Source organism: Nocardia sp. NPDC041819 (assembly GCF_055590505.1).
The window spans coordinates 63,015-88,959 of the sequence record NZ_JBVJAP010000002.1; the positions used below are offsets into that span (position 1 = coordinate 63,015).

Here is a 25,945-nt window from a genome sequence, read left to right on the forward strand (position 1 = left end):
CGTTGTCGTTTCAGTCGCCCGTCGCGCTGAGCGTCCGCTCCCCCGCCGCGGTGTAGGCCTGCTCGGTGGCCGCCTTGTATGGGCGCCACCAGGATTCGTTGTCCCGATACCACCGGATGGTCGCCGCGAGGCCGGCGCGGAAGTCCGCGTAGCGGGGGCGCCAACCGAGTTCGGAACGCAGCAACGTCGCGTCGATCGCGTAGCGCTGGTCGTGGCCGGGCCGGTCGGTGACGTGATCGAAATCGTCGGGATCGCGGTCGAACTCGGCGAGGATCATCCGCACCACGGACTTGTTGTCGAGTTGGCCGTCGGCGCCGATCAGGTAGGTCTGCCCGATCCGGCCGTGGCGCAGGATCTCCCACACGGCGCGGTTGTGGTCCTCGACGTGAATCCAGTCGCGCACCTGGTGCCCCGCTCCGTAGAGCCGGGGACGCACCCCATCGATCAAGTTGGTGATCTGGCGCGGGATGAATTTCTCCACGTGCTGGTAGGGCCCGTAGTTGTTACTGCAGTTGGAGATCGTGGCGCGCACACCGAACGAACGGGTCCACGCGCGAACCAGCAGATCGCTGGAGGCCTTGGTGGCGGAGTAGGGGCTCGACGGGTTGTACGGGGTGGTCTCGGTGAAGGCCGGGTCGTCGGGGGCCAGGTCGCCGTAGACCTCGTCGGTCGACACGTGGTGGTAGCGCACGTCGTGCCTGCGCACGGCCTGCAGCAGGGCATAGGTGCCGACGATATTCGTCTGCACGAACGGCCAAGGCTCGGCGAGAGAGTTGTCGTTGTGCGACTCCGCGGCGAAGTGCACCACCGCGTCGACGCCACCGACCAGTTCATCGACCAGGTCGAGGTCGGCGATGTCACCGTGCACGAAGCGGATGCGGTCGGCCACCGGGTCCAGCGAGGCCCGGTTCCCGGCGTAGGTCAAGGCGTCGAGGACGACGACGGTCGTATCCGGGTGGTCGGACACGGTCTGCTGGACGAAGTTCGCGCCGATGAACCCGGCGCCGCCGGTGACGAGCAATCGCACCCCATGACTCTACGTGGAGCCGCGCCGAACCGGCGAAGGACTCGAAACCCGGTGCGGCCGAGCGCCACTCCATTTCGAACTGTGACGTTCGTCTCATTGACTTCCCAGCGAATAGAATTCTCGGATTGTTTTGTTCTGGAAAACCCCGGTCAGCGCCCACATTTCCGAGACCCCACCGAGCCGTGGGTCTCGATGGTGAACAAAATTTGAATAAACAGTCACAAGCGGTTCACCACGCGTTAGCTGGTCTAGATTTTGCTCGTCTAGTCCCCTCCGAACGTTCCAATCGAGGTTCGAAACAAAATGCTGATGAGGAAATTCGCCGCGACGTCGGCACTGCTGATCGCCGCTCTCGGCGTCACCGCCGGCACCGTGAACGCGGCTCCGGCCCCCGAGGCCGATGGCGCGGTGAACTTCACCGCCCACGCGACCGACACCCAGTCCATCATCACGACCGATGCCGGTTCCATGGTCGTCGAGGATGGCACCTTCAAGGTCAAGGCCGCCAACGGCGACGTGCTGACCGGCATGCCGCTGACCTTCCGGGTCGACGACTTCGAGTTCCCGATCGCTGCCGAGATCGCGGACCACACCGCCACCCTTACCCCCCAGTTCGACATGGCGCACGCGACCTACAAGCCGGTCGCCCTCCCCTTCGAGGACAAGGCGCCGTGGAAGACCGAGTACGACCGTGAGACGGCCGCCTTCAACCGCATGAAGGACACCATCTCGACCGGCGCCACCATCGGCACCCTGGTCGGCGGCCTCAGCGGCGCCGCAGTCGGCTGTGTGCTCGGCGGCATCGCCGGCGCCACCGTCGCCACGGCGGCCATCGTCGGCCTGTTCGGCGCGTTCATCCCGGCCGCCGCCATCGGCTGCCTCGGCGGCATCATCGCCGTCGGCGCCCTCGGCACCCTCGCTGGCCAGCTGCTGGTCACCGCCCCGGTCGCAATCGGTGCTGCGATCCAGTACTTCAGCACCATCAACCAGCCGTTCAACGCGCCGAAGTAACTCGCGAACGAACGTACAACTGAAAATCAGCGAAGCCCCGCCCGCGTGATCGCGTGGACGGGGCTTCGCTTTTTCCGAGGGAGCGCCCGGCGCCGCGCAGGACTCCGGACAGGACGCGAGCCCCGTCCCGCCTGAAACGCGGGGCGAGGCTCGCCTCGAAAGGCCGGGCGGTCAAGCCGTCCGTGCCTGCTGGTCGTCCTCGATGCGGGCCCGTACGAACCGGGAGACCCGCGCCAGCGCCGCCCTGCTCTCCGGCAGGCCCGGCGCGATGCTCATGAAGGCGTGGACCTGGCCACGCCACAGTTCCAGCGCGTTCGGCACACCCGCCGCGGTGAGCCGCTGTGCCATCAATTCGGAGTCGAAGCGCAGCACCTCGTCCTCGGCGGCGATCAGCAGCACGGGTGGCAGCGCGGACAGCACCGCGTTGACTGGCGACAGACTCGGATCGAGCGCCCCGTCGATCTCGGCGCCGATGCGCACCACCGCTTCCAGCGCCGACAGCGGGATATACGGATCACGCGTGACATTCACATAGTCGCGCTTCGCCCCGTAGTCCAAGTCGAGCAGCGGGCTCAAGCCGACCAACCCGGCGGGCGCGGGCAGACCCGACTCCAGGGCCAGCAGCGCGGTCGCGAAGGTGAGGTATCCGCCCGCCGAGTCGCCCGCGAAGATGATCCGCCCCGGATCGGCGCCGTGCCGCAGCAGCCAGCGATACGCGGCCAGGCAGTCGCGCACCGAGTCGGTGATCCGCGTGCCGGGCAGTTGGCGGTAATCGACGTTGATCACGGGCAGACCGGTACGGCGGGCCAGGCTGGCCGCGACCGGGCGGTGGCTGCGGGTACTGCAGATCGCGAAGCCGCCGCCGTGCATATAGAGCACCGCGCCGTGGCGCAGCGCACGCGACGCACCGGCCGGGCGGATGATCTCCAGGCGGATACCGTGCAGCGACACCTGCTCCCGATCGATGCCGTGCGGCCGAGGACGCAACCGCGCCAGTCCATCCACCGTGGCGGCGCCGAGAGGAATGGTCGTCCTGGTGACCGGGAAGGTTCGCAGCACCGGCCGGACCACGCCCATACAGGTGGCCAGCAGCAGCCGCGATTGCGCGCTGGGGCCCTTCGGGTTCATCACCACGCCGGGCTCGCCGTCTCTGGTCGCCATCGCGCACCTACCTCACAACTGGTGCGCCGAATCACGACCGGACCGAGGTCGCCCAGGCGAGCTGTCGGCGCTGACATCTCACGCGGTGTCTTTTCAGAACACCATGCGCATCGTGACCTACGCAACAGAATCGCTCGATCCGCGCCGCGGCGAAACAACCGTGACCGAATCGAGGACTACTCGGAACCTCACCGAATCCCGGCGTCGTGAAACTGGCAGACTCCATGCATGCGCGGAATCATCTTGGCGGGCGGCACCGGCTCCCGGTTGCACCCGATCACGCGCGGGGTGAGCAAGCAGCTGGTCCCGGTCTACGACAAACCCATGGTCTACTACCCCCTTTCCACGCTCATGCTCGCGGGGATCAGGGACATCCTGGTGATCACGACACCCGATGACGCCGCGGCGTTCCGGCGGCTGCTCGGCGACGGCACGCAGTTCGGCCTGTCGCTCAGCTACGTGGTCCAGCCCGAGCCGGATGGCCTGGCCAGGGCCTTCGTCCTCGGCGCCGACCATATCGGCGCGGATTGCGCCGCACTGGTGCTCGGCGACAACATCTTTCACGGCCCCGGCCTCGGCACCAGCCTGAATCGCTTCCACGGGATCGATGGCGGCGCGGTGTTCGCCTACTGGGTCTCCGATCCCACCGCCTACGGCGTGGTGGAGTTCACCGAGGGGCGGGCGGTGTCCATCGAGGAGAAGCCCAAGACGCCGCGGTCGAACTACGCCATTCCTGGCCTGTACTTCTACGACAACGACGTGGTGGAGATCGCCCGGTCGCTGCGACCCTCCGCGCGCGGCGAATACGAGATCACCGACATCAATCGCGCCTACCTGGAACAGGATCGCCTGAGCGTGGACGTACTCGCCCGCGGCACCGCATGGCTGGACACCGGCACTTTCGACTCCCTGCTGGACGCGGCCAATTACGTGCGCACCATCGAAGAGCGGCAGGGCCTCAAGATCGGCGTCCCCGAAGAGGTGGCCTGGCGGATGGGTTTCATCGACGACGAGCAGCTGTGCGGACTGGCCGAACCGATGATCCGCTCCGGCTACGGCCGCTACCTGCTCGACCTGCTCGAACGCGGACGGGACTGGTGAGCATGGAGTTCCGGGAGCTCGCCGTGCCGGGCGCGTGGGTGGTCACCCCTCGCCAGCACGGCGACGATCGCGGCATGTTCCTCGAGGGCTTCAAGGCCTCGGAGTTCGAGAAGGCGACCGGTCGGCCGTTCGACCTGCGGCAGGTGAACTGCTCGGTGTCGGCGGCCGGGGTGCTGCGCGGCATCCACTACACCGAGGACCCGCCGGGCCAGGCCAAGTACGTGACCTGCGTGCGCGGCGCGTTCCTCGACGTGGTGGTCGATCTGCGCCCCGGCTCGCCGACCTACGGTCGCTGGGACAGCGTGCTGCTCGACGACGTCGACCGGCGCTCGGTGTTCCTGTCCGAAGGACTCGGCCACGCGATCCTGTCGCTGGAGGACGGATCGACCGTCACCTATCTGTGCTCACTGGAGTACCAGCCGGAGTTCGACCACGACATGGATGCGTTCGATCCGACGCTGGGCATCGAATGGCCGCGCGTGGGGCGGGACGGCAGCGAACTCACCTTCGTCCGTTCGGCGAAAGATACTGCGGCCCCGCCGTTCTCCTGATCCGCACGAAGGAGCAACGGGACCGAGCGGCGAGGGGCAGCCACACCGAACGCGGTCCGACGTAGTCCCCCGACCCGCGCGGCCGAGCCACGCTCAGCGGCCACGCCAAGTGCACAACCGGGGACGAACCGTCCTGCACCGATGCAGCCGAGCCAGGCGAGACAAGCTCGGCAAGGCGAGGCCTGCCATGACCACGCGCCGGACCGAGCGGGGCAGGAGAGCCGCACGACGAGCGCGGGGCGACGCGGGCTCCGAGGCTCGAGAGTCGGGCCCATGGAAAAGTCCACCCCCGCAACGCCGAGCGCCGCCACCCGGTGCGGGTGACGGCGCGATGCGGCCGGTAAAGCGGTCAGGCCACGAGTTCCAGTTCCTTCGACTCGTCCACCACCCGCTCGCGGCTCCGGAATCGCGGCGCGAAGGCGAGCAGGGCGACGAGCGCGCCGACGATGGACACGCCCGCGGCGAACTCCAGACCGGGACGGTAGGTGTCGAGCATCCCGGCGGCCGAGATGTCGGCGTGTGCGCCGGAGGAGATGATCGCGGTGGTCACCGCGAGCACGATGGCCGCGCCGACCTGCATGGAGGTTTGCAGCACGCCGGCCGCGAGACCCTGCTCCTCGTCCTCGATGCCGTTGGTGGCCTGGATGTTGATGGCGGGGAAGCCCACCCACCCGATGCCGATGAGCAGCACCGCGGGCAGCAGCATCGTCAGGTAGGAGGGGGCGGTGTCCAGCCGCAGGAACAGCAGGTAACCGACGGCCATCACGACCATGGTCACCGCGATCACCGGCCCGGTGCCGAAACGATCCACGAGCTTGTCGGAGAAGAACGCCGACAGCACCACCAGCAGACCGACCGGCAGCAGCGCCATCGCCAGCTTCAGCGGGGACCAGTCGAGGGTGTCCTGCATGTACAGGGTCACGATGAACTGCCAGCTGAAGTAGGAGCCCGCCACCGCGACGATCGCGAGACTGGCGCGGACCAGCGAGGACTTGCGCAGGATGCCGAGGCGGACCAGCGGGTAGCGCACTCGCTTCTCCACCGCGACGAACCCGGCGAACAGCGCGACGACCGCGAGGAACGAGCCGATGGTGCGCGCCGACGCCCAGCCGGCTTCCGGCGCGGCCACCACGGTGTAGACCAGCAACAGCATGGCGGTGGTGGACAGCAGCGCACCCAGCAGGTCGTGTCCGCCTTCCTCGGCGGGCTTGTCCTTGGGCACCAGCACGTACGCCGAGACCAGCGCGGCGAGCGCGATCGGCACCGGCAGCAGGAAGGTCCAGCGCCAGCCGACGCCGGTCATCAGGCCGCCGAACAGCAGGCCCATGGAGTAGCCGCCCGCGCCGAACACCGTGTAGATGGACAGCGCCTTGTTCCGGGCGGGACCCTCGGCGAAGTTCGTGGTGATGATGGACAAGCCGGTCGGCGCGGTGAACGCGGCGGCGAGGCCCTTGACGAAGCGGGTGAGGATCAGCAGCGGACCCGAACTGACCAGACCGCCGGCCAGCGACGCGACGGCGAAGACCGCGAGGGCGATCAGGAAGACCTTGCGGCGCCCGAGCAGGTCGGCGGTGCGGCCGCCGAGCAGCAGCAGCCCGCCGTAGCCGAGCACGTAGCCGCTGACCAGCCATTGCAGGGTCGAGGTGGACAGATCGAGTTCCGCGCCGATGGACGGCAGGGCGACACCGATCATCGAAACGTCGAGGCCGTCGAGGAACAACACGATGCACAGCGTGATCAGCATGCCCCAGAGCCGGGCTGACCATCTGGCCGGATCGGTCGCCTGAGCGGCCGAGAGCGTCGCTGGTGAAGTCATGCGGGGAACATTACATGCGTGTGCATTAAATGCCAACACATTTAATGTTGTTGCATACACTTGTCGCGCCCACTAAGATGGGGCCATGTCGAAGCCGACCACCGTGAGCACAGCCCGGCGCGCTCTCGCGCCGGCCGGGCTGGTTGCAGAGTGGCGCGAGCTGCTCGACCGGCACGCGGCAGTGAGTTGCGCACTCGAGAAGGCGCTGCAGAACGGGCATCACATCGGGCTCAGCGAATTCGAGACGCTGGACCGGCTGGTGGACGCGAACTGCGGCGACTACCGCATGAGCGACCTGGCCAACGACATCTACCTCAGTCAGAGCGCGCTCTCGCGGGCCGTGGCCCGGCTGGAGCGCGACGGTCTCGTCCAGCGCACCATGTGCGCGCAAGACCGCCGCGCCGTGTTCGTATGCCTCACCGAGAAGGGCCGCGAGGTCTACGAGCAGGCCCTGCCCACCCACCGGGAGGTTTTGAGCGACACCTGGGACCCGCCGGGGCCGCCGAAGTGCTGATCAGCGCCGGATAGGCCTGGTCAGAGCGATTTCCGGGCGTCTTCGATGCGTGCTCGCGCGTCGACCGCCGCCGCCTCGATGCTCGCGAAGGCCGCCCGGAAGCGCGCGATCTCGTGTTCCTTGTCCACGTAGACCGACCCGGTGAACGCCTCCAGGTAGACCACCGGCGGTTCGGACGGCTCGCCGGAGCGCACCTCGGGGAACTCCAGCACCACGAACCGGCCCGACGTCATGCCGTCGTGGTAACCGCACTCGGTGGGCACCACCCGGAGCCGGACGTTCGGCAGTTCGGTCACGCGCAGCAGGTGGTCGAGCTGCCCCGCGGTTACCTCCGGGTCGCCGATGCGCCGTCGCAGGACGGCCTCATCGATCAGCGCGTCCAGCCGCAGCGGCGCGTCGGCGCGGGTGACCAGCGCCTGCCTGGCCTGGCGCAACCGCACCCTGCGGTCGATCTGGCCGGCGGACAACTCCGGGCGCGCGGCCGTGAACACCGCGCGGGTGTAGCCCTCGGTCTGCAGCAGTCCGGGGACGAGCTCGTTCTCGTAGGTGAACAGCCGGGTGGCCGCCTCTTCCAGCCCGATGTAGACGTCGAAGCCATCCGGGATCACGTCGCCATAGGCGGTCCACCAGCCTTTGGCCTTCGTGTCGCGCGCCAGCGTGCGCAGCGGTTCGAGCAGGTCGGGCGGCGCGCCGTAGACCTTGCACATCGCCTCGACATCGAGACCACGCAGCGAGGTCTGGCCGGTCTCGATTCGCCAGATCTTCGCCTCCGACCACTCCAGCTGCTGCGCGGCCACCCGCGTGGTCATCCCGGCACGGGTGCGCAGATCGCGCAAGTGCCTGCCGAGCTGCCGTCGCGGCATCGTCGATCCGGTCGTTCCCTGTGGTAATGCCATGCTTCCCCCCTGTCCAGCCGCACACCGCCCGCACCGTGCGTTCGCGCGGTCCGCGGCGCGGCGCGCCCTCTCCGGAAACCCGTGGTGGATGTGCCGGGTATCCGAACAGCATTGTTCACAGTGAAACTCACAGCGGTCACGGCACGCGTCTCAGCCAGGCCGATGGCTTCCGCGGGTCAAACCACTTCCGCACGTCGCGCTTTCGTCCCTACCTGCGCGGGTTGCGCTTGCGGAAGCGCCAGAACTGCACTGCTCGAACGTCTTCGGACAACTGGTTGACCGGCTCGGCCACGTCCGACAACGCCTGGAACAGGTCGTCGGCCAGCTCGCTGATGTGCTCCACCCTCGTCGCCAGGCGCGCGGCGTTCACCAGGAACTCGAGCATCAGGCGGACGGCGGCCGCGATGGTCAGGCCGAGCGGGACACCCAGCAGCGCGGCGAGCACGCCGAGCGCCGCGGACACCCGCCACGCCGCCACCGTCAGCGTGATCGGCACGGCGAAGGCGAACACCAGCCCCAGGATGTAGGCCAGCGGCAAGAGCGTGCGGGTGGCCGGGCGGTGGAACTGCACATCGAGCAGGGCGCGCGCTGCGGCGGCGCTCCACTGCGCGAACGCGCGGGGGCTGCGGAACGGCTCGGCGGGTTCCTCTTCGTCGGCGGCGGCCCCGGTGAGCCGCTTGGCCGCCGACTCCTTCCAGGTGAGCCAGCGCGACTCGGCCTCGTACTCCTCGACGTCCGCGGTTTCGCGGTCCGCGGGCGCTGCGGCGCCGTGGGGTTCGTCACTCATGCCGAGAATCCTCCTTGCCCGGGGCGCTCCGATCCAGCCGGAAACGCACGCCACCGGTATGTTTTCGCACCCGCGACCCCCAGGGGGCCATCCACAGCGACCTCACAGCTCCGGCGCAGCGAGTGGCCAGGTCCGGGATCGAAAGTAGCTGCGTGGCAACCCTGGCGAGCCACCTCGGGATGCCCGGCGAGACACGTACGAACCTCTCGGAAATGAGACGTAGGCGACACTCCGGAAATTTTCTCGGAGAACGCGTAACGCCCGTGGCGGCCCCCGCCGATACGACCCATGAATGCAGGACCCAAAGATCTACCGGGGAATGGAGAAGACAGTGCGCACCACGTTTCCGACTTCCGTCACGGCGGCCGAACTGACCGCCGCTGCGCAGGACTACAACCAGCGCGGGTGGACGGTCGCCGAAACGGCCAACGGTCTGAGCCTGATCACCGACGACGACCTGTCCGGCATCGAGGTCACCGGCGAACTGGCCGGCGAGGTCCGCCGCTTCCTGCGCGCGAACAACCTGTCCGGCGCGGTGATCGAGATCCCGGGCCCGGAGCGTCGCGAGATCCACCTGGTCACCGGCGTCCGCAAGGCCGCGATGGCGTTGCAGGCGCTGCGCGAGGCCGGGGCCACCGTGTACACCGACGGCGCCGGCATCCCGCTGCCGCCCACCCAGCTCTCGGCCGGCTCGGCCTGCTGGGGCGTCGCGCCCGCCGAGGCGCGCTGGGTGCCGCCGGTCGTCGCCCTCGCCGCAGCCGTGCGCGCCGCCACCTCCGCGCGCCGCACCAAGCTGACCATCGCCTGCTGACCATCGCCTGCTGAGCAACGCCTCCCTGATCGGATGAACCTGCTGATCGCGGGCCGGGGCCGCGCTACCCGGCCTGTTTGCGACCGGTATCCGTCCTGACGCTCCGGATCCCCACCCCGGAGCGCCACCGGGTACCGGTCGTTTGGCGTTGCCGATATCGAGCGTTCTCTTTTCAGTTCCACCGCCGGACGACAAGATGGGGTATGGCCCCGATCACGCAAGCGCGCAATCTGCTGCGGACCTGCCCACTCTGTGAGGCGGTCTGCGGCTTGGACATCACCCTGGACGCCGACGACCACGTGACCTCGGTCCGCGGCGACCGCAGCGATCCCTTCAGCAAGGGCTTCATCTGCCCCAAGGGAGCCAGCTTCGGCCATCTCGACGAGGACCCGGACCGGGTGACCGAACCGCTGATCCGCGACCGCGCGACCGGCGCCTGGCGCGCCGCGACCTGGGACGAAGCTTTCGATTACATCGCCGCGCGGTTCCCCGCCGTCGTGGCCGAGCACGGGAACCAGTCGGCCGCGGCCTACTTGGGCAATCCGAACGCCCACACCGTGGCCGGCACGCTGTACGTGCCGATGCTGCTGCGCGCGCTGGGCACCAAGAACATCTACTCGGCCAGCACCGCCGACCAGATGCCCAAGCAGGTGGCCAGTGGGCTGATGTTCGGCGACCCGCTGACCGTGCCGGTGCCCGACCTGGACCGCACCGATTATCTGCTGATGCTGGGCGCCAATCCGCTGGAATCGAACGGTTCGCTGTGCACCGCACCGGATTTCCCGGGCAGGCTGAAGGCCCTGCGCGCCAGGGGCGGCCGCTTCGTGGTGGTCGACCCTCGGGTGACCCGCACCGCGAAACTCGCCGACGAGCACCTGTTCATCCGGCCGGGCAGCGATGCCTACCTGCTGTTCGGCATCGTGCACACGCTCTTCGCCGAGCAATTGACCGATCTGCGCGTGGACGTCACCGGGGTGGACGAATTGCGCGCGACCGCCGCGGCGTTCGACCCGGACACGGTCGCGGCCCGCACCGGCGTGCCCGCGTCCACGATCGTGCGGCTCGCCCGCGAGCTCGCGGCGGCGCCGACCGCCGCGGTGTACGCCCGCATCGGCACCTGCACCGCCGAATTCGGCACGATCACGCAATGGCTGGTCGACGCGATCAACGCGCTGACCGGCAACCTCGACTCCCCCGGCGGAGCGATGTTCGCCACCGCTGCCGCCGGCGGCATACCCCGGACCAAGCCGTTCCGTGCCGGGCGCTGGACCAGCCGGGTCCGCGAGCTACCCGAGGCGATGGGCGAGCTGCCCGTCGCGACGCTCGCCGACGAGATCACCACGCCCGGCGAGGGGCAGATCCGCGCCCTGGTGACGGTCGCGGGCAATCCCGTGCTGTCCGCGCCGAGCGGCGCCCGCCTGGACGAGGCATTCGCCCAGCTCGACTTCATGGTGAGCGTGGACCGCTACGTGAACGAGACCACCAGGCACGCCGATGTGATCCTGCCTCCCCCGCGACCCACCCAATCCCCGCACTACGATTTCGCGCTGCTGCAATTCGCCGTGCGCAATTACACCCGCTACTCGCGCCCGCTGGTGCCGCTGGGTGACCGGCCCTCCGAGCCCGCCGTCCTGGCACGTCTGGCCGCCGCGCTCACCGGCAGGCCGCACAACGGCTCCGACGGGATGGATCCGCTCACCGCCATGGACGAACTCGTCATCGCGGGCCTGCTGCACAAGGCCGGGCTTGCGGAGCGGCGCGGCGACCTGATCGGCGAGAACAGCACCGAGCAGCGTATCGACCTGATGCTGCGCCTCGGGCCGTACGGCGAATGGAACGGCGGCACGCTCAATCTGCAAGCGCTGCTGGACAACCCGCACGGCATCGACCTCGGCCCGTTGCGGCCGCGCCTGCCGGGCGTCCTGCGCACGGCGAGCGGCCGCGTGGACCTGGCCCCGCAGCCCCTGCTCGACGACGTGGCGCGGATGCGGGCGCGCCTGGCCGACGAGGCGCCGGAGATCGTGCTGATCGGGCGGCGGCAGCTGCGGTCCAACAACAGCTGGATGCACAACATCGCGCCGCTGGTGAGCGGGTCGAATCGCTGCACACTGCATATCAATCCGGCCGACGTGGCACGGCTCGGGCTCGGCGATCAAGCGGTGGTCAAGTCGGCCGCCGGGACCCTTACGGTTCCACTGGAGCCGACCGAGGCCATCATGCCCGGCGTGGTGAGCCTGCCGCACGGGTGGGGCCACGCCGACAGCGGCCAGACCGTGGCCCGCGCGCACGCGGGTGTCAACGCCAATGTGCTCACCGATGATTCGGTGGTCGACGTGCCCTCCGGCAATGCCGTGTTCAACGGGGTTCCGGTCACGCTGACCCCGGCCTGACACACCGCGAACCACTCCCGCAAATGCCGACCGGCCGGAAACAGTTCCGGCCGGTCGGCTTTTAGCTAATCGCCCGAAATGCTTGGGGCGTACGAAAATCGGCAGGATTTTCGATGCCGATTTCCGCGTTTTACCTAGCGATCCTCATCTAAAATCGACACGATCTCGGTACGACCGCGGTTCAATGTCGAGCCTGGTGGACCCCGGATTCCGGCGACCAGAGGGGGCGGCGATGCCCGGCATGCACGGTGGCAGCAGCGGCGAGCGTGAGCTGCAGGAACAGTACGGAACACAAGATCGAGCACAGCGGTTCTACGACGATCAGATGCTCGATCGGCTCAACCCGACGATGATCGATTTCATCGGCCGGATGGATATGGCGTTCATCGCCACGGCGGACAAAAGCGGCGAATGCGACTCGAGTTTCCGAGCCGGACCGCCCGGTTTTCTGCACGTCATCGATGAACATACGATCGCCTATCCGGAATACCGTGGCAACGGCGTCATGGCCAGCCTCGGCAATATCCTGGAGAACGCGCACGTCGGGATACTGCTTCTCGATTTCGTGCGCGACCTCATCGGACTGCACATCAACGGTTCGGCACACATCGTCTCCGACCACGCCCTGCGCAACGTCGTCTCCGACCTGCCGGTCAACCACAAGGGCCGCGTCGCCGAACACTGGGTCGTGGTCCGCGTGGAAGAGGCCTATATCCACTGCCGTAAGCACATCCCGCACCTGGTACCCGCCCCACGCGAACAGCGTGAGTGGGGCACCGACAACGTGCGGGCCAAGGGCGGCGACTACTTCGGAGCGAAGGCGGAGAAGAACGAACTGGCCGAGTCGCTCGTCAGCGGGCCCTGAGGGTAGGTACGCGGCCCAGCGCGCCCAGCATCAGTCGCTCCTCGACTGATCGCGGGCGCGGTGCGGGACCGTAAGGCCACCAGTCGCCGAGTTCGACCAGACCGGGGTCGACAAGCTCCAGCCCGCCGAAGTAGGTGGCGATCTGTTCGCGGGTGCGAAACCAGCCTGAACCCAAGCCGTGGACGAAGCGGTGCTCGAGTTCGCGGGCGAGCCGGTGGGCAGCGGGATCGTCCGCGGGATCGAGGTAGTGACTGATCGCGAGGTACGAACCCGGCGGCAGGAACTCGGTGTACGCGCGGACGATCGCCGCGGGGTCGAGTTCATCGGGCACGTGATGCAGGACGCCGGACAGAATGACTGTGAGCGGGCGACCGGGCACGATGTGGTCGGCGATTTCCGGCAGCAGGGTTCGCGGTTCCGTCAGATCACCCTGCACGTAACGGACGCCCGCATGCCGCTCGAGCAGGGCGCGGCCGTGAGTGCAGCAGAGCGGATCGTTGTCCACGTAGACCACCCGCGCTCCCCTGTTGTACTGGTGCGCGATCTCGTGAATGTTCGTAGCGGCGGGCAGCCCGGCCCCGAGGTCGAGGATCTGGTCGATACCGACCTCGCCTACGAGGTGGCGGACGACGCGATCCAGCCAAAGTCGCGTTATCGAAGCCACTTTTCGCATGTTCGGGGCGAGCTGGAGGATGTCATGGAAGAAGCGCCGGTCGACTTCGTAGTTGTCTTTGCCTCCGAGGCTGTAATCGTGTACCCGAGCGATGCTGGGGCGCGTCGGGTCCGGCCCGACCGGTGCACGCGCACCGGTTCCGTGCGGGGGTTCCCCCGGCATACGGGCGTTCACGCCGATGCCCGGTTCGCGGCGACCAGCGGGCGGGTGGTCGGCAGCGTTTGTGCCCGCATCCATGCCACGGTGCCTGTGACCGGCGCCGGAAGAGGTTCGTAGCGCGGAACTTCGCACCCGACGCGGCGTTCCAGAACCGCCATCGCGACCAGGAAGTTCGCCACGAACCACAGCACGACACCAGCGATGACTATCGCGACCATCACCCGTGTACCTCGGCGATATCGAATGGCCGATCACCATCGCGCGTCCGACGGCGGGGAATTTGATCGGCCCAAGCGCGGATCGCCTCTACCACGGCGACGCCGGACGGCCGAAAAGCATTGGCAGGCGGTTCGATCCACTGACGAATCGCCCCCGCCGACGCGGTGGGCGACGGCAGCGCGATCGCCGCCCCGGCACGAGCGACGGACACATCCAGCCGAAACAGCTCTGCGAACAGCCGCATGCCATCGACCTCCCCGAGATCGGGCCGAATCAAGAACGTCCACCTGCCGGAGCGTGGATGGCCGATGATCGGCCCGGCCGAATTCCCCTGTCCGTGCAGATGCGCCCGCACCGCCTGCCCCAACCGCGCGGGCATCGTGATCCCCCACACGCTGCCCGCATGCACGACGATCCGCCCCAATCCGGGCGGATCGATGACAGCGGGTAGACCGCATGCGCGGCGGTAGAACTGGCACCGCGAGACCGGTGTGTCCTCGAACGGCTCATGGTCCATCTCGAAAGCCCCCTACTCGGATCGAAGGTCGTGCGAAGGGCGCCCGGCTCTTGGCCCTTGCTGCGGAGTTGCGGAAGATCCTCAGGCCTCCCACCGAGCGCGTGCGCCAAGTTCAGCATCGGCAAACCGCCAGATCACCACTTACTCTGAATATCCATCGCAGATTTTCTGAAGTCCCAGCGGCCGATTCAGCCTGGATGCGAGGATTCTCCGAGGTGGAGGATGCGAGCTGAGAGGGGTGGACATGGAAGGCTCTACGGTTCCGCGCAGGCAGCTGGGTCGCCATCTGCGTGAGCTGCGAACGGCGATCGGACTTACGATCGCGAACGCGGCCGAACTCATGCAGTGGAGTCCCACGATGTTGCAGCGAGTTGAGAAGGGGCAGGTAGACAAGGTCCGTGACGCCGACGTCAAAGAGCTGTGCCGGATCTACGAGGCGGATGCGGAGCAAGTCGACGCACTAGTCGGCTTGGCCCGGCAAGCCAACGCGCCCGAGTGGTGGCATGCCTACGGTGACCTGATTCCGGAAAACTTCGATGTCTATGTAGGTTTGGAGAACTCCGCAAAGCGGCTGACGGTGTACCAGTCCGAACTCGTCCCGGGCCTACTTCAGGTGCCTCGATACATGCAGGCACTCATTACTGCCAGACGGCCCGACGAGCGTGCGACAGAGATCGAGCGACGCGTCCAGCTGCGAATCAAACGACAGTCTCTGATCACGCGGCCAGTTAGTCCGGTCGAGATGGACGCGGTTATCCACGAGTCGGTACTACGCCAGATAATCGGTTCGAAAAGGACAATGACAGAGCAGACGCGCGCCTTGATCGACTCCAGTCGTCGCGCAAACATCACGCTCCGGGTTCTACCGTCCAACGCGGGCTACCCCACCGGTGATCAGATCAGCCCATTCACGATCCTGGAGTTCGGCACGGACACCAAGAACCGTCCGATCGAGCCGCCTGTCGTGTACATGGAAGGCTTCACGGGCGCGCTCTATGTGGATAAACCCGGCACTGTGCAGCGGTATGGTGACGCGTACGAGGTGCTCCGGAGCGCGGCCATGGATGTCCAGGCGAGCCGCAGGCTTCTCCGGGAGCTAGAGAAGGAGTATGGGCGTGAGCAGTGACCTATCCGGAGCACGGTGGTTCAAGAGCAGCCGCAGCGGAGCTAGCCAAGACTGCGTCGAAGTCGCGTTCCTCGCCGAAGGACACATCGGCGTACGCGACTCGAAGAACCCGACCGGCCCCGCGCTGGTATTCACCCCCGGCGAATGGGACGCCTTCACCGCAGGCGTGACGGATGGCGAATTCCACCGCCACTGACCATATCGACCGACACGGCCCGGCCCACTGACTCGAAACGTCAGGAGCCGGGCCGATTCCGTATCAGTCGGCGCAGGGGTGGGCGGATGCGGACCGGCAGCGGCCAGTAGCCGGGGGCGAGTTCGGCCGCGCACGCGAACACCCGCGCCACACCGCCGGAGTCCGTCGGCCTCGAGTTCCTCGACCGGTGAGGTTGTGCTCGCGGCATCGATTCCCGACATCCGCCGTGCTTTATCTTGTCTCGCCGCCCGCGACCTCAGTCGATGGCGAAGACGAACGAATACCAGTGTCCGGACAGCTTTTCGAACCGACGGGCGCCGCTCCCCACCGGCTCGGTGCTCGGCGAGTAGACCCAGCCGTGGACGGTCGAGCCGACGAACCCATCGGCGTCGTAGAAGTAGACCGAACCATCGGACCGGCGCTGCGCCGAACTGATCTCGAGCGCACCGAAGTTCAGATCTCGGCGGGTACTCGGCCCGGTCTCGCGCAGCATCTCGACCGCGACTTCTTCCATCTCCGGACGCGCGGCGTCGAAGCCATCGGGCCGAAAGACCAACCCCGCGACCAGCCCTGCGAGCACAACCACCGGCGCCGCGGCGACCTTCCAGGACCACCGATGCTCTCTGCCGACCAGATACAGCGTCTTGATCGCCCACACCAGCAGGGAAAGCCCCAGCAGCATCCCGCCGACCACCGAACCGACGAGCCCATCCGGTCCGGTCGGGTCACCGATAAACGGCGCCCAGTCGAGATGGACGCACAAGAGAACCGCGACACCGAAGACTGTTCCCGCCAAGACCGCGCCCCCCGGCGCGGTGGCGGCGCCCTGCCCACCCTCGGTATGCCCATCAAGCGCACGGGATGTCTCGATCGGAGCCTCCTCGTCTCGACGACCGTCCCAACGCCCGATCCGCGCTCGGCGATGCCTCATCCGAACTCTACCGGCGTCCGGCCCTCGGTACCGAGGGCCGGACGTGAGCGGCAATAACTCGGCGGCGACCGTCGTGGTCATCGGGCTGCAGATACGCGTTCAGTCGGCCGCATGACGTCCGCCGGCCGAGGGATCGCTCTGCCGTTCCTGGAAGGTGAATCGTGGCGCTGTGTGCACGCGCCCTCGGAGCGGGCCGGCTGGTAGAACACCGTATCCGATGACGTTCGCTCAGCGCGGTCGTACTTCCTGCGGAGTCACCCCGAACCGCGCCTTGAACGCGGCGCCGAAGGCGCTGAGCGAGCGGAAACCGCTGGCGTACGCGATGTCGGCGACGGTGCGGTCGCGTGGGGCTTCGCGGAGCAGGCGGTGCGCGCGGTCCAGGCGTTCGGCCCGGATCAGGTCGCTCGGTGTCGTACCGGTGTGGTGCAAGGCCAGTTGGATCTGGCGCAGTGACCAGCCGAGGCTTCGCGCGATCGAGGTGGGCGTCAGGCTCGGGTCGTCGGCGTGGCGGCGGACGTGATCGCGGACCGCGGCGTCCACCGTGGCCAGCACGGTGGGTACCGCGTCGCGGCGGCGCAGGCAGAGGCCGAGTAGATCGACGATCGTGTCACAGGCGGAAGCGAACTCGGGACCGTCGACGGCCGCGCGCTGCTTGCCGAGTTCGGTGATCATGCCTGTGACCACCGATCCCAGTCCTTCCCGCAGGTCGATCAGTGCGGGTCCCGCGCCGAACTCGAGGGGCAGCGCGCCCGCCGGGACGTTCAACACCCAGCCGCGCGCGGCCATGGGCTGGCGGAATTCCACGGGACGCGTCTTGGTGACCACCGCGCCGTGCCCCGGGACTACCTGGGCGGCGATGTCGTCCTGCCGAAGATGCAATGCGCCCGCGACCGGGATCATCATCCGCAGGCTCTCATCGCCGTCGTGCCGGATGTCCGCACGGGTTCTGGCGTAGACGATGCTGTCGGACCGGAAATCGATCAGCTGATAGCCCGCGTATCGCTGCACGGCCGTCGCGCCACGGAACGACGCCGAACTGGCGAAGCGGCACTGCAACGTGCCCTGGTTACGGCAGACGTGCTCGGCCCAGAAGTCGGCCGACTCGCGGGGCGGGACCGCGCCGGTATCGACTCGTTCCACGCGATATGGCTCGGTGATCGACACGAGCATCCTCCAGACCGGCGTGCGCGCTTCCGTCGGACCCGTGCACGGATCAGGTCGAGCGCGCATGGGCCCACGCCTAACGTGAGAGTCCGATCGTACAGATCACAGCCCAGAACATCGGCGCGTCGCGACCGGCGGCGGGACCCGTTCGACGTAGCGGGAAGACGACCCGGCCGGGCACCGGCCCGCCGCGCGACGCGAGGAATGAGCACTGTCATGGACCGCAGGCATATCCACATACAGACTCGGCTCGGGTTGCTGCACGTCGTGCTGACCGGCAGCGGCCATCCGATCGTGATGTGGCCGAGCCTTTTGATGGACGCCGCCCTCTGGGACGCGCAGGTCGCTCACTTCGCACGGAATTTCCTGACCATCGCGGTGGACCCGCCCGGCCACGGCGGGTCCAGTCGTCTCGAGCGGCCCTTCACCTTCGACGAGTGCGCGGGCTGTGTGGTCGACATCCTCGATCAGCTCGGCTTGCCTCGGACGCATTTCATCGGGAACTCCTGGGGGGCGATGATCGGCGGCACCTTCGCCGCCGAATTCCCTGATCGCGTCGAGTCCGCGGTCCTGATGAACGGCACGGCGTCATCGGCACCGCTCGGTCAGCGGCTGCAGTACCGGACGCTGCTGATGGTGATCCGGATGCTCGGCGGGATTCGCCCACCGCTCACCAGATCGGTGGTTCGCGCGTTTCTCGGCCCGACAACCGAACGCACCCGCCCGCGGGTGGTCCGGCAGGTCGTCGACGTGGCGCGTCGCAATGATCCGGCATCGGTCGCTCACGCCGTGCGATCGGTGGTGATCGACCGCCCGGACCAACGAGGCCGCTTCGCCTCGATCGCCTGTCCGACACTGATCGTCGGAGGCCGCGAGGATCGCACGTTCCCCGTGCCCGAGCTCGAGATCATGGCGGAGTCCATCCCCGGCGCGGAACTCGTGGTCGTCGACGGCGCCGCACACCTCGCGGCAGCGGAGATCCCCGACGAAGTCAACCGATTGGTCGAGACCTTTCTGACCCACCGCGCCGCGACGAGCGAATAGTCAGCGGATCTTGAAGATCACCAAGCGCTGGACGACGAAGTTGATGACGGTGGCGGTGCCCTGGGCGATGACGAAGGCCAGCGGCTGGCGCCACCACTCGCCTGGGAGGGTGAAGTAGAACAGGTTGTTGATGCCGACCTGCACCGCGAAGGTCACCGCGTAGAGCGCGACCACCGCGAGGAAGCGGACGCGGCTGGGCGGGGCCTGGAAGGTCCAGCGGCGATTGATCAGGTAGGCGGTTGTGGTGCCCGCCACAAAACTGATCGACTTCGCGACGATGACCGGCAGGCCCACCAGGTTGAGCAGCAGGCTGTAGAGCCCGTAGTCGACGACGGCCGAGAACCCGCCGGTGAGGGTGAACCGGGTGATCTGCGTCTTGAGGTCGACATCGCTGCCGCCGGGCTCGTCGACCAGCGGCAACTCCGCCGGAAGCGGCAGGTGGGGTTCGGCTTGCACGCCGACGAGCGTAGCGTCGAACCGGCGATGACCGGGATTCGGCGTTGATCCGACGTGTACGCCACTACCCATGGGTAGAGCGACCCCGTTCCCATCTGGCGTCATACCTGTAGCCTCTATGCCGATGTCCACGAAAGCTCCGACCGCCACCAAGACAACCGGGAACGACAAGGGCGCCGGCGTCACGAACGACGGCCCGGCCGCGGGGAACGCGTTCGACCTTCCGACGCGCACCCGTACGTTGACCGGGTGGGGTCGCACCGCACCCACCTCTTCCGAAGTGCTCTCGACCAGCGATCCCGAACTGATCGCCAAGGCAGTCGCCATGGTCGCCGAGGACAACGACGGCAAGCCCGCCCACCTGCGGCGCGGCGTGATCGCCCGCGGCCTCGGCCGCTCCTACGGCGACCACGCGCAGAACGCGGGCGGCCTGGTCGTCGACATGACCGCGCTGAACAACATCCATCGGATCGACCGCGACACCCGCATCGTGGACGTGGACGGCGGCGTGAGCCTGGACCAGCTCATGAAGGCGGCGCTGCCGTTCGGCCTCTGGGTGCCGGTGCTGCCCGGCACCCGCCAGGTGACGATCGGAGGCGCGATCGCCTCCGACATCCACGGCAAGAACCACCACAGCGAGGGCAGCTTCGGCAATCACGTGCGCTCGATCGATCTGCTCACCGCCGACGGGCAGGTGCAGCACATCACGCCGAAGCGCAACGCCAAGCTGTTCTGGGCGACCGTCGGCGGCAACGGGCTCACCGGCATCATCCTGCGCGCGACCATCGAGATGGTGCCCACGGAGACCGCCTACTTCCTCAACGACGGCGTGAAGACCACGACCCTCGACGAGACCATCGCCGCGCACAGCGACGGCAGCGAGGCGAACTACACCTACTCGAGCGCCTGGTTCGACGTGATCAGCCCGCTGCCCAAGCTGGGCCGCGCCACGATCACCCGGGGCAGGCTGGCCAAGCTCGACGAGCTGCCCAAGCGGCTGCGCAGCAAGCCGCTGAAGTTCGACGCGCCGCAGCTGATGACCGTCCCGGACATCTTCCCGAACTGGACGATGAACAAGGTCACGCTGATGTCCATCGGCGAGGCGTACTACCGGATGGGCGGCAACTACACCGGCAAGGTGCAGAACCTGACGCAGTTCTATCACCCGCTGGACATGATCGCGGAGTGGAACCGCGGCTACGGCTCCAACGGCTTCCTCCAGTACCAGTTCGTGGTGCCCACCGAGGCGGTCGAGGAGTTCAAGCGGATCATCATCGACATCCAGGCGTCCGGGCACTACTCGGCGCTCAATGTGTTCAAGCTGTTCGGCCCGGGCAACCAGGCCCCGCTGAGCTTCCCGATGCCGGGCTGGAACATCTGCGTCGACTTCCCGATCAAGCCGGGCCTCAACGAGCTGGTCGGCGAACTGGACCGGCGGGTGCTCGAGTTCGGCGGGCGGCTGTACACCGCTAAGGACTCGCGGACCACCGCCGAGACCTTCCACAAGATGTATCCCCGGATCGACGAGTGGATCAAGATCCGCCGCAGCGTCGACCCCACAGGCGTGTTCATGTCCGATATGGCGAGAAGGCTGGAGCTGCAGTGATCAATGCCGTTGGCAACCCGCAGTCGATTCTGCTGCTGGGTGGCACCTCGGAGATCGGCTTGGCAATCTGCGCGGAGTACCTGAAGAAGGGGCCCGCGCGCATCACCCTCGCGGCGCTGCCCGGTGATCCGCTGCGGGAGGGCGCGGTCGCCCAGATGAAGGCCGCGGGCGCGAGCCAGGTCGACGTCATCGACTTCGACGCGCTCGACACCGAGAGCCACCCCAAGGTGATCGACGCCGCGTGGGACGCGGGTGACGTGGACGTCGCGATCGTCGCCTTCGCCCTCGACGGAGATCCCGAGGAGCTGTGGCAGAACCAGAGCAAGGCCGTGCGGGTCGCCCAGATCAACTACACCGCCTCGGTCTCCGTCGGCGTGCTGGTGGGCGAGAAGATGAAGGCGCAGGGCTTCGGCCGGATCATCGCGATGTCGTCGGTCGCCGGTGAGCGGGTGCGGCGCTCGAACTTCGTCTACGGGTCGACCAAAGCCGGCCTGGACGGCTTCTACCTCGGGCTCGGCGAAGCGCTGCGGCCGCACGGCCCGCGCGTGCTGGTGATCCGGCCCGGCATGGTGCGCACCAAGTTCTCGGCGCACGTCAAAGAGGCTCCGCTCACCGTCGACAAGGAAGATGTCGCGGCGCTGGCGGTCGCGGCCTCGCAGCGGGGGAAGGAACTGGTCTGGGCGCCGGGCGGCTTCCGCTACGTGATGATGGTGCTGCGGCACGTCCCGCGCGCGATCTTCCGCAGACTGCCGATCTGATCCTCGGCGAACGAACTCGGTGCCCGCGTGATCGGTGATCGCGCGGGCACCTATCGTCTGACGGAGTGGATCCTGTGAACCCGGAGGCGCCATGCGAGTAATCCAGTGCGACGAGTGCGGAGCGGTCCGTTGAGCACGGTGACCGCGACGGACGAAGCGCCGCCGCGGCCCGCCGATCCGGCCCCGGCGCCGGGGCGGAGGTCGCTCGCGACGCGGCAGATCGCCTCGGGCGTCGGTGAGGCCGCGCTCGCGGCGATCGTCGCCGCGGTGGTGGCCGCCGTCGGGCTCGTCGCGTTCTCGCTGGTGCAGTGGCCCGCGTTCAACGCCTCGAACGTGACGCGGGCGCTGACCACGGTCGGGCAGGTCGCCGCCGCGGTCATGCTCGCGGTCGCGATCGCGCTGCTGCGGCTGCGCAAGTGGCCCTGGGTAGCGAAACCGCTGTCCTGGATCGGTCTTTCGACTTTCGTCACGTTCACGCTCGGCATGCCGCTGGCGGCGACGAAGCTGTATCTGTTCGGCGTCTCGGTGGATCAGGAGTTCCGCACCGAGTTCCTCACGCGGCTCACCGATTCCGCCGCGCTGCGCGATATGACGTACGCGGATCTGCCGTCCTTCTACCCCGCGGGCTGGTTCTGGATCGGCGGGCGGGTCGCGAATCTGCTCGGGATGGACGGCTGGGAGGTGTTCAAGCCGTACGCGATCGGCTTCCTCGCGGTGGCCGCCGTCGTCGCGCTGGTGCTGTGGTCGAAGCTGATCCGCGCGGATTGGGCGGTGGGCGTCGCTGCGGCGAGCACTGCGGTCACCTTGGCCTACGCCGCGCCCGAGGCGTACAGCGCCGTCATCGTGCTGCTGCTTCCGCCCGCGCTCGTGCTCGCTTGGGGGGCGCTGTATCGCCCCTTCGAGGACGTGAAGGCGGACGACGCCGAGCAGCGCACCGCCGGCGGGTGGGGCGCGGTCGTCGGTACCGGATTGTTCCTGGGCTGGGCGGCCACGTTCTACACCCTCTATTTCCTCGTGGCCGCCTTCGCGGTCGCTCTGATGGGGCTGCTGGCGGCCTTTCTGGCGGTGCGCGCGCGGCGCGCCGCCGACCAGCCGCGTCGCGCGCGCGTGGCGACGGCCTCGGCGCGCCGCCCTTGGCGCGCGGCGGTGCCGCCGCTGACGCGGCTGGCGGTGATCGCGGCGATCGCCGGACTGATCGCGCTCGTCGTGTGGGCCCCGTACCTGGCGAAGGCGCTGCGCGGCACCACCGCGAGCTCCGGAACCGCCCTGCACTACCTGCCGGAGGCGGGCGCCGAGCTGCCCCTGCCGATGTTCCAGTTCTCGCTGCTCGGAGCGCTGTGCCTGATCGGCACCATCTGGCTCGTGCTGCGCGGGGCGTCGTCGCGCAGGGCGCAGGCGCTGGGTATCGGGGTGGCGGCGATCTACCTCTGGACGCTGCTGTCCATGGTGGCGACCGCCGCGGGCACCACGCTGCTGTCGTTCCGGCTGGAGCCGGTGCTGCTGGTGTTGCTGTCGGTCGCAGGCGCTTTCGGATTCGTGGAGGGCGCGCGGGCGATCTACCAGGCGTTGAACGAGCCCGCCCGGTTCCGGCTGGTGGCGATCGTCGTCGCGACGATCGCCGCACTGGCCTTCGCTCAGGACATCCCGCATGTGCTGACCGCCGAGATCACCACCGCCTACACCGACACCGACGGTGACGGAAACCGGGCCGACCAGCGCGCCGCCTCAGCGGTCGCGCACTACCGCAAGGTGGACCAGGCGCTCACCGCGCAGACCGGGCGACCCCGATCGGACACGGTGGTGCTCACCGCCGACACCAGCTTCCTTTCCTTCTACCCCTACTTCGGCTTCCAGGCGCTCACCTCGCACTACGCCAATCCGCTCGCCGATTTCGCCGAGCGCGCAGCCACCATCAAGCGCTGGAGTGAACTGAAGACGTCGCAGGAGTTGCTCGACGCGATGGCGGCGAGCCCGTGGCGTGCGCCGGACGCGTTCCTGTTCCGGCGCAGCGGCGACAGCTACACCTTGCGGCTGGCCGAGGACGTCTACCCGAACGACCCGAACGTCGCGCGCTACTCGGTGAGCTTCCCCAAGGAACTATTCGCCGACTCGCGTTTCACCAGCACGGACATCGGGCCGTTCACGCTGGTCACCGTTCACCGCTGACCGATGCGGCGAATTCGCCACGGTTGAACTCGCGCGAAGTGGATACCCCTCCCGTTTGTCGGTCCACGCTCAGCGTGGTTGGTACGGAGGGCGCTGTCGAGGAGTGATGCGCAGGTGACACGTGCACAAGACGTCGAGACCGGCGCGGAGACGGGATCGGCGGAGGTCGCGGTCGCGACGGAAGCGACAGCGGCCGGAGTGCTCACCCGTCCCGCGCGAACCCGGCTCCCCCGCCTCCGGGCCGGTTGCGCCGATCTGCTCGTCGGTCTCGGCTACCTGGCACTGGCCGCGGCGGTGCTGTCGGGTCAGTGGCGCGACACCGACAGCGGATACCTGATCAAGAGCGGTCAGGACCAGACGATGTGGGAGTGGTTCTTCGCCGTCACCGCGCACGCGGTTGCCGACTTGCAGAACCCGCTCGGCACCGACCTGCAGAACTTTCCGGCCGGGGTGAACATGATGGCCAACACGGCCATGTTCGGCGTCGGCGTGCCGCTGACGCCGGTCACCTTGCTCTTCGGACCTACCGTCACGTTCGTGCTCGTGCTCACCATCGGCCTGGCCGGTACGGCGTTCGCCTGGTATCATCTGTTCTCCCGCGAACTCGTCCGAGCCCGGGGCGCCGCGGTGATCGGCGGCCTGTTCTGCGGGTTCGCGCCCGGGATGATCTCGCACGCCAACGCGCACCCGAATTTCGTCGTGCTCCTGCTGCTTCCGACCATCGCGGGCCTGCTGATCCGGATGACGCGGCGAGCAGCGCAGCCGCGCCGGCGGGTGCGCGATGCCGTCATCCTCGGCCTTCTGGTCGCGATGCAGATCGCGCTCGGTGAGGAACCGCTGCTGATCTTCGCACTCGCGTTCGGCCTGTTCGCGCTCGTCTACTACCTGCATGCGCCACGCGCCGGGCTGCGCGTGGCGCGGACGATCGCCCCCACCCTCGTGCTGGGCGCGGTGATCACGCTGGCGCTCGCCGAGATCCCGCTGTGGTGGCAGTTCTTCGGCCCGCAGAGCTATCGCTCGATCGACCACGGCCCGATGGGCAACGATCTCGAAGCGCTGGTGCAGTTCCCGTCCGAGTCGCTGGGTGGCGTGTTCGCTCCCGGCCAGAACGTGGCGATCAACCCGACCGAGCAGAACGCGTACTTCGGCTGGCCGCTGCTGCTCCTCGTGGTGTCCACCGTGGGGCTGCTGTGGCGCGACCGGGTGGTGCGGGCCGCGGCCGTGGTGATCGCGGTGTTCGGAGTGCTGTCGCTGGGCGCGGTCGCCACGATCGGCAAGCGGCCTACCGGCATCGCGCTGCCGTGGCGCTGGGCCGAACAGGTCCCGCTGCTGAACACGGTGCTGGAGAGCAGGCTCAGCATGGCCGCGATCCCGGCCATCGCGGTCGTGCTCGCGCTGGCCAGCGATCGGGCGGTGCGGACCTGGACGCTATCGGCGGTGGACTGGAAGCCGCTCGCGTGGTTCGGCGCTCTCGCCTGCGCGCTGCTGCCGTTGATCCCGACAATCCTGCCGGTAGTCGAACGGACGCCGACGCCGGATTTCTTCGCCGACGGCACCGTACGCCGCTACGTCGGCGACGGATCGGTGGTTCTGGTACCCCCGCCCCGGCCGCCCGACGCGCGGGGGCTGCGCTGGCAGGCCGACGCCGAGTTCAGCTTCCCGCTCGCTGGGGGTTACTTCGTCGGCCCGACCGGTACGACCAAGAAAGGGATCTACGGCCCCGAGGCCCGTCCGACCACCGCTCTGCTGGTGCAGGCGCAGGACACCGGGGTGGTGCCGCGGATCGACGCCGAGGTGCGCGCCCGCGCGCTGGATGATCTGCGGTTCTGGCGCGCCGACGTCCTGGTGCTGCCCGCGACGAGGAACGGCGAGGTACTGCGCGAGACGGTCACGCAGCTGCTCGGATTCACGCCGACGCGGGTCGAGGACGTCTGGCTGTGGGACGTTCATACGCTGCGTGCGTCGGGGGCAGTCGGAATCACACCGGACGGTAGCTAGCA

The 25,945-nt window shown here is 68.1% G+C and carries 25 protein-coding genes; 14 read left to right on the forward strand and 11 right to left on the reverse strand.

The genetic code is table 11. The features are described 5' to 3' along the window. Window positions 1-10: 10 nt before the first annotated feature. Complete coding sequence (gene rfbB / locus ACZ6DL_RS07210; RefSeq protein ID WP_466049681.1) at window positions 11-1,027, reverse strand: dTDP-glucose 4,6-dehydratase; 1,017 nt, start codon at window positions 1,025-1,027, stop codon at window positions 11-13. A gap of 303 nt (window positions 1,028-1,330) precedes the next feature. On the opposite strand from rfbB, the gene ACZ6DL_RS07215 reads away from it, so the two are divergent. Further along, window positions 1,331-2,038 (forward strand): DUF8020 domain-containing protein, encoded by a 708-nt coding sequence (locus ACZ6DL_RS07215; RefSeq protein WP_062974927.1) that lies wholly within the window; start codon window positions 1,331-1,333, stop codon window positions 2,036-2,038. Window positions 2,039-2,209: 171 nt separating this feature from the next. On the opposite strand, the gene ACZ6DL_RS07220 is transcribed toward ACZ6DL_RS07215, so the two are convergent. Continuing rightward, complete coding sequence (locus ACZ6DL_RS07220) at window positions 2,210-3,199, reverse strand: alpha/beta hydrolase (protein WP_466049683.1); 990 nt, start codon at window positions 3,197-3,199, stop codon at window positions 2,210-2,212. A gap of 228 nt (window positions 3,200-3,427) precedes the next feature. Here ACZ6DL_RS07220 and rfbA point away from each other — a divergent pair, with 228 nt between their 5' ends. After that, window positions 3,428-4,300 (forward strand): glucose-1-phosphate thymidylyltransferase RfbA, encoded by an 873-nt coding sequence (gene rfbA, locus ACZ6DL_RS07225; RefSeq protein WP_466049685.1) that lies wholly within the window; start codon window positions 3,428-3,430, stop codon window positions 4,298-4,300. A gap of 2 nt (window positions 4,301-4,302) precedes the next feature. Beyond that, window positions 4,303-4,851, forward strand: a complete 549-nt coding sequence (locus ACZ6DL_RS07230) for a dTDP-4-dehydrorhamnose 3,5-epimerase family protein (RefSeq protein ID WP_040864275.1) — start codon at window positions 4,303-4,305, stop codon at window positions 4,849-4,851. Between the two features lie 349 nt (window positions 4,852-5,200). On the opposite strand, the gene ACZ6DL_RS07235 is transcribed toward ACZ6DL_RS07230, so the two are convergent. Beyond that, a complete protein-coding gene (locus ACZ6DL_RS07235) occupies window positions 5,201-6,667 on the reverse strand; it encodes an MFS transporter (protein WP_466049687.1) in 1,467 nt (488 codons plus the stop codon). Window positions 6,668-6,752: 85 nt separating this feature from the next. On the opposite strand from ACZ6DL_RS07235, the gene ACZ6DL_RS07240 reads away from it, so the two are divergent. Next, a complete protein-coding gene (locus ACZ6DL_RS07240) occupies window positions 6,753-7,181 on the forward strand; it encodes a MarR family winged helix-turn-helix transcriptional regulator (RefSeq protein WP_466049689.1) in 429 nt (142 codons plus the stop codon). Between the two features lie 20 nt (window positions 7,182-7,201). On the opposite strand, the gene ACZ6DL_RS07245 is transcribed toward ACZ6DL_RS07240, so the two are convergent. Next, window positions 7,202-8,044 carry a helix-turn-helix domain-containing protein gene (locus ACZ6DL_RS07245; protein WP_466049691.1) on the reverse strand — a complete coding sequence of 281 codons (843 nt, stop codon included), beginning with the start codon at window positions 8,042-8,044 and terminating at the stop codon, window positions 7,202-7,204. A 241-nt stretch (window positions 8,045-8,285) separates the two neighbouring features. Next, window positions 8,286-8,864, reverse strand: coding sequence for a DUF4282 domain-containing protein (locus ACZ6DL_RS07250; protein WP_466049693.1), 579 nt, complete (start codon window positions 8,862-8,864; stop codon window positions 8,286-8,288). Window positions 8,865-9,156: 292 nt separating this feature from the next. Between ACZ6DL_RS07250 and ACZ6DL_RS07255 the strand changes: the two genes are divergently transcribed. From ACZ6DL_RS07255 to ACZ6DL_RS07265, 3 genes are all read left to right on the forward strand, one after another. After that, window positions 9,157-9,675 (forward strand): hypothetical protein, encoded by a 519-nt coding sequence (locus ACZ6DL_RS07255; RefSeq protein WP_245548778.1) that lies wholly within the window; start codon window positions 9,157-9,159, stop codon window positions 9,673-9,675. Window positions 9,676-9,878: 203 nt separating this feature from the next. After that, the gene (locus ACZ6DL_RS07260) at window positions 9,879-12,065 is read left to right on the forward strand and encodes a molybdopterin-dependent oxidoreductase (protein ID WP_466049695.1); all 2,187 of its coding nucleotides are present in this window, start codon (window positions 9,879-9,881) and stop codon (window positions 12,063-12,065) included. A 232-nt stretch (window positions 12,066-12,297) separates the two neighbouring features. Beyond that, window positions 12,298-12,930 (forward strand): pyridoxamine 5'-phosphate oxidase family protein, encoded by a 633-nt coding sequence (locus ACZ6DL_RS07265; RefSeq protein WP_393233061.1) that lies wholly within the window; start codon window positions 12,298-12,300, stop codon window positions 12,928-12,930. On the opposite strand, the gene ACZ6DL_RS07270 is transcribed toward ACZ6DL_RS07265, so the two are convergent. From ACZ6DL_RS07270 to ACZ6DL_RS07280, 3 genes are read right to left on the reverse strand one after another with little or no spacing between them, the layout of a single operon-like run. Further along, window positions 12,917-13,840 carry an SAM-dependent methyltransferase gene (locus ACZ6DL_RS07270; protein WP_466049697.1) on the reverse strand — a complete coding sequence of 308 codons (924 nt, stop codon included), beginning with the start codon at window positions 13,838-13,840 and terminating at the stop codon, window positions 12,917-12,919. The two genes, ACZ6DL_RS07265 and ACZ6DL_RS07270, sit on opposite strands and share 14 nt — an antisense overlap. Then, a complete protein-coding gene (locus ACZ6DL_RS07275; protein ID WP_466050527.1) occupies window positions 13,774-13,980 on the reverse strand; it encodes a hypothetical protein in 207 nt (68 codons plus the stop codon). The genes ACZ6DL_RS07270 and ACZ6DL_RS07275 overlap by 67 nt, the downstream gene beginning before the upstream one ends. Next, window positions 13,980-14,405 (reverse strand): DNA-directed RNA polymerase subunit beta, encoded by a 426-nt coding sequence (locus tag ACZ6DL_RS07280; RefSeq protein ID WP_466049699.1) that lies wholly within the window; start codon window positions 14,403-14,405, stop codon window positions 13,980-13,982. The genes ACZ6DL_RS07275 and ACZ6DL_RS07280 overlap by 1 nt, the downstream gene beginning before the upstream one ends. 337 nt (window positions 14,406-14,742) lie before the next feature. Between ACZ6DL_RS07280 and ACZ6DL_RS07285 the strand changes: the two genes are divergently transcribed. Together ACZ6DL_RS07285 and ACZ6DL_RS07290 are read left to right on the forward strand one after the other, a co-directional pair. Then, a complete protein-coding gene (locus tag ACZ6DL_RS07285; protein ID WP_466049701.1) occupies window positions 14,743-15,624 on the forward strand; it encodes a helix-turn-helix domain-containing protein in 882 nt (293 codons plus the stop codon). Further along, complete coding sequence (locus tag ACZ6DL_RS07290; RefSeq protein ID WP_063048485.1) at window positions 15,614-15,820, forward strand: DUF397 domain-containing protein; 207 nt, start codon at window positions 15,614-15,616, stop codon at window positions 15,818-15,820. Before ACZ6DL_RS07285 ends, ACZ6DL_RS07290 begins: the two co-directional genes overlap by 11 nt. Window positions 15,821-16,076: 256 nt before the next feature. Here ACZ6DL_RS07290 and ACZ6DL_RS07295 read toward each other — a convergent pair whose 3' ends face one another. Together ACZ6DL_RS07295 and ACZ6DL_RS07300 are read right to left on the reverse strand one after the other, a co-directional pair. Beyond that, entirely contained in the window at window positions 16,077-16,751 is a 675-nt protein-coding gene (locus ACZ6DL_RS07295) for a hypothetical protein (protein WP_466049703.1), read from the reverse strand. Between the two features lie 228 nt (window positions 16,752-16,979). Continuing rightward, on the reverse strand, window positions 16,980-17,915 hold the full coding sequence (locus ACZ6DL_RS07300; RefSeq protein ID WP_466049705.1) for an AraC family transcriptional regulator: 936 nt from the start codon (window positions 17,913-17,915) through the stop codon (window positions 16,980-16,982). A 216-nt stretch (window positions 17,916-18,131) separates the two neighbouring features. Here ACZ6DL_RS07300 and ACZ6DL_RS07305 point away from each other — a divergent pair, with 216 nt between their 5' ends. After that, window positions 18,132-18,959, forward strand: a complete 828-nt coding sequence (locus tag ACZ6DL_RS07305; RefSeq protein ID WP_466049707.1) for an alpha/beta fold hydrolase — start codon at window positions 18,132-18,134, stop codon at window positions 18,957-18,959. Here ACZ6DL_RS07305 and ACZ6DL_RS07310 read toward each other — a convergent pair whose 3' ends face one another. Then, entirely contained in the window at window positions 18,960-19,415 is a 456-nt protein-coding gene (locus ACZ6DL_RS07310) for a GtrA family protein (RefSeq protein WP_466049709.1), read from the reverse strand. A 118-nt stretch (window positions 19,416-19,533) separates the two neighbouring features. Here ACZ6DL_RS07310 and ACZ6DL_RS07315 point away from each other — a divergent pair, with 118 nt between their 5' ends. From ACZ6DL_RS07315 to ACZ6DL_RS07330, 4 genes are all read left to right on the forward strand, one after another. Next, a complete protein-coding gene (locus tag ACZ6DL_RS07315) occupies window positions 19,534-21,021 on the forward strand; it encodes an FAD-binding oxidoreductase (protein ID WP_466049711.1) in 1,488 nt (495 codons plus the stop codon). Continuing rightward, window positions 21,018-21,779 carry a decaprenylphospho-beta-D-erythro-pentofuranosid-2-ulose 2-reductase gene (locus ACZ6DL_RS07320; protein ID WP_040864261.1) on the forward strand — a complete coding sequence of 254 codons (762 nt, stop codon included), beginning with the start codon at window positions 21,018-21,020 and terminating at the stop codon, window positions 21,777-21,779. The genes ACZ6DL_RS07315 and ACZ6DL_RS07320 overlap by 4 nt, the downstream gene beginning before the upstream one ends. Before the next feature lie 138 nt (window positions 21,780-21,917). Then, window positions 21,918-23,945, forward strand: coding sequence for a galactan 5-O-arabinofuranosyltransferase (locus ACZ6DL_RS07325; RefSeq protein WP_466050459.1), 2,028 nt, complete (start codon window positions 21,918-21,920; stop codon window positions 23,943-23,945). A 198-nt stretch (window positions 23,946-24,143) separates the two neighbouring features. Then, window positions 24,144-25,943 carry a DUF6541 family protein gene (locus ACZ6DL_RS07330; RefSeq protein ID WP_466050460.1) on the forward strand — a complete coding sequence of 600 codons (1,800 nt, stop codon included), beginning with the start codon at window positions 24,144-24,146 and terminating at the stop codon, window positions 25,941-25,943. The last annotated feature ends 2 nt before the right edge of the window (window positions 25,944-25,945 follow it).

Coding starts and splice junctions, on each gene's coding strand:
- ACZ6DL_RS07215 (WP_062974927.1), top strand. CDS start 1,331: ATGCTGATGAGGAAATTCGCCGCGACGTCGGCACTGCTGATCGCCGCT.
- ACZ6DL_RS07220 (WP_466049683.1), bottom strand. CDS start 3,199: ATGGCGACCAGAGACGGCGAGCCCGGCGTGGTGATGAACCCGAAGGGC.
- rfbA (WP_466049685.1), top strand. CDS start 3,428: ATGCGCGGAATCATCTTGGCGGGCGGCACCGGCTCCCGGTTGCACCCG.
- ACZ6DL_RS07230 (WP_040864275.1), top strand. CDS start 4,303: ATGGAGTTCCGGGAGCTCGCCGTGCCGGGCGCGTGGGTGGTCACCCCT.
- ACZ6DL_RS07235 (WP_466049687.1), bottom strand. CDS start 6,667: ATGACTTCACCAGCGACGCTCTCGGCCGCTCAGGCGACCGATCCGGCC.
- ACZ6DL_RS07240 (WP_466049689.1), top strand. CDS start 6,753: ATGTCGAAGCCGACCACCGTGAGCACAGCCCGGCGCGCTCTCGCGCCG.
- ACZ6DL_RS07245 (WP_466049691.1), bottom strand. CDS start 8,044: ATGCCGCGACGGCAGCTCGGCAGGCACTTGCGCGATCTGCGCACCCGT.
- ACZ6DL_RS07250 (WP_466049693.1), bottom strand. CDS start 8,864: ATGAGTGACGAACCCCACGGCGCCGCAGCGCCCGCGGACCGCGAAACC.
- ACZ6DL_RS07255 (WP_245548778.1), top strand. CDS start 9,157: ATGCAGGACCCAAAGATCTACCGGGGAATGGAGAAGACAGTGCGCACC.
- ACZ6DL_RS07260 (WP_466049695.1), top strand. CDS start 9,879: ATGGCCCCGATCACGCAAGCGCGCAATCTGCTGCGGACCTGCCCACTC.
- ACZ6DL_RS07265 (WP_393233061.1), top strand. CDS start 12,298: ATGCCCGGCATGCACGGTGGCAGCAGCGGCGAGCGTGAGCTGCAGGAA.
- ACZ6DL_RS07270 (WP_466049697.1), bottom strand. CDS start 13,840: ATGGATGCGGGCACAAACGCTGCCGACCACCCGCCCGCTGGTCGCCGC.
- ACZ6DL_RS07275 (WP_466050527.1), bottom strand. CDS start 13,980: ATGGTCGCGATAGTCATCGCTGGTGTCGTGCTGTGGTTCGTGGCGAAC.
- ACZ6DL_RS07285 (WP_466049701.1), top strand. CDS start 14,743: ATGGAAGGCTCTACGGTTCCGCGCAGGCAGCTGGGTCGCCATCTGCGT.
- ACZ6DL_RS07295 (WP_466049703.1), bottom strand. CDS start 16,751: ATGAGGCATCGCCGAGCGCGGATCGGGCGTTGGGACGGTCGTCGAGAC.
- ACZ6DL_RS07305 (WP_466049707.1), top strand. CDS start 18,132: ATGGACCGCAGGCATATCCACATACAGACTCGGCTCGGGTTGCTGCAC.
- ACZ6DL_RS07315 (WP_466049711.1), top strand. CDS start 19,534: ATGCCGATGTCCACGAAAGCTCCGACCGCCACCAAGACAACCGGGAAC.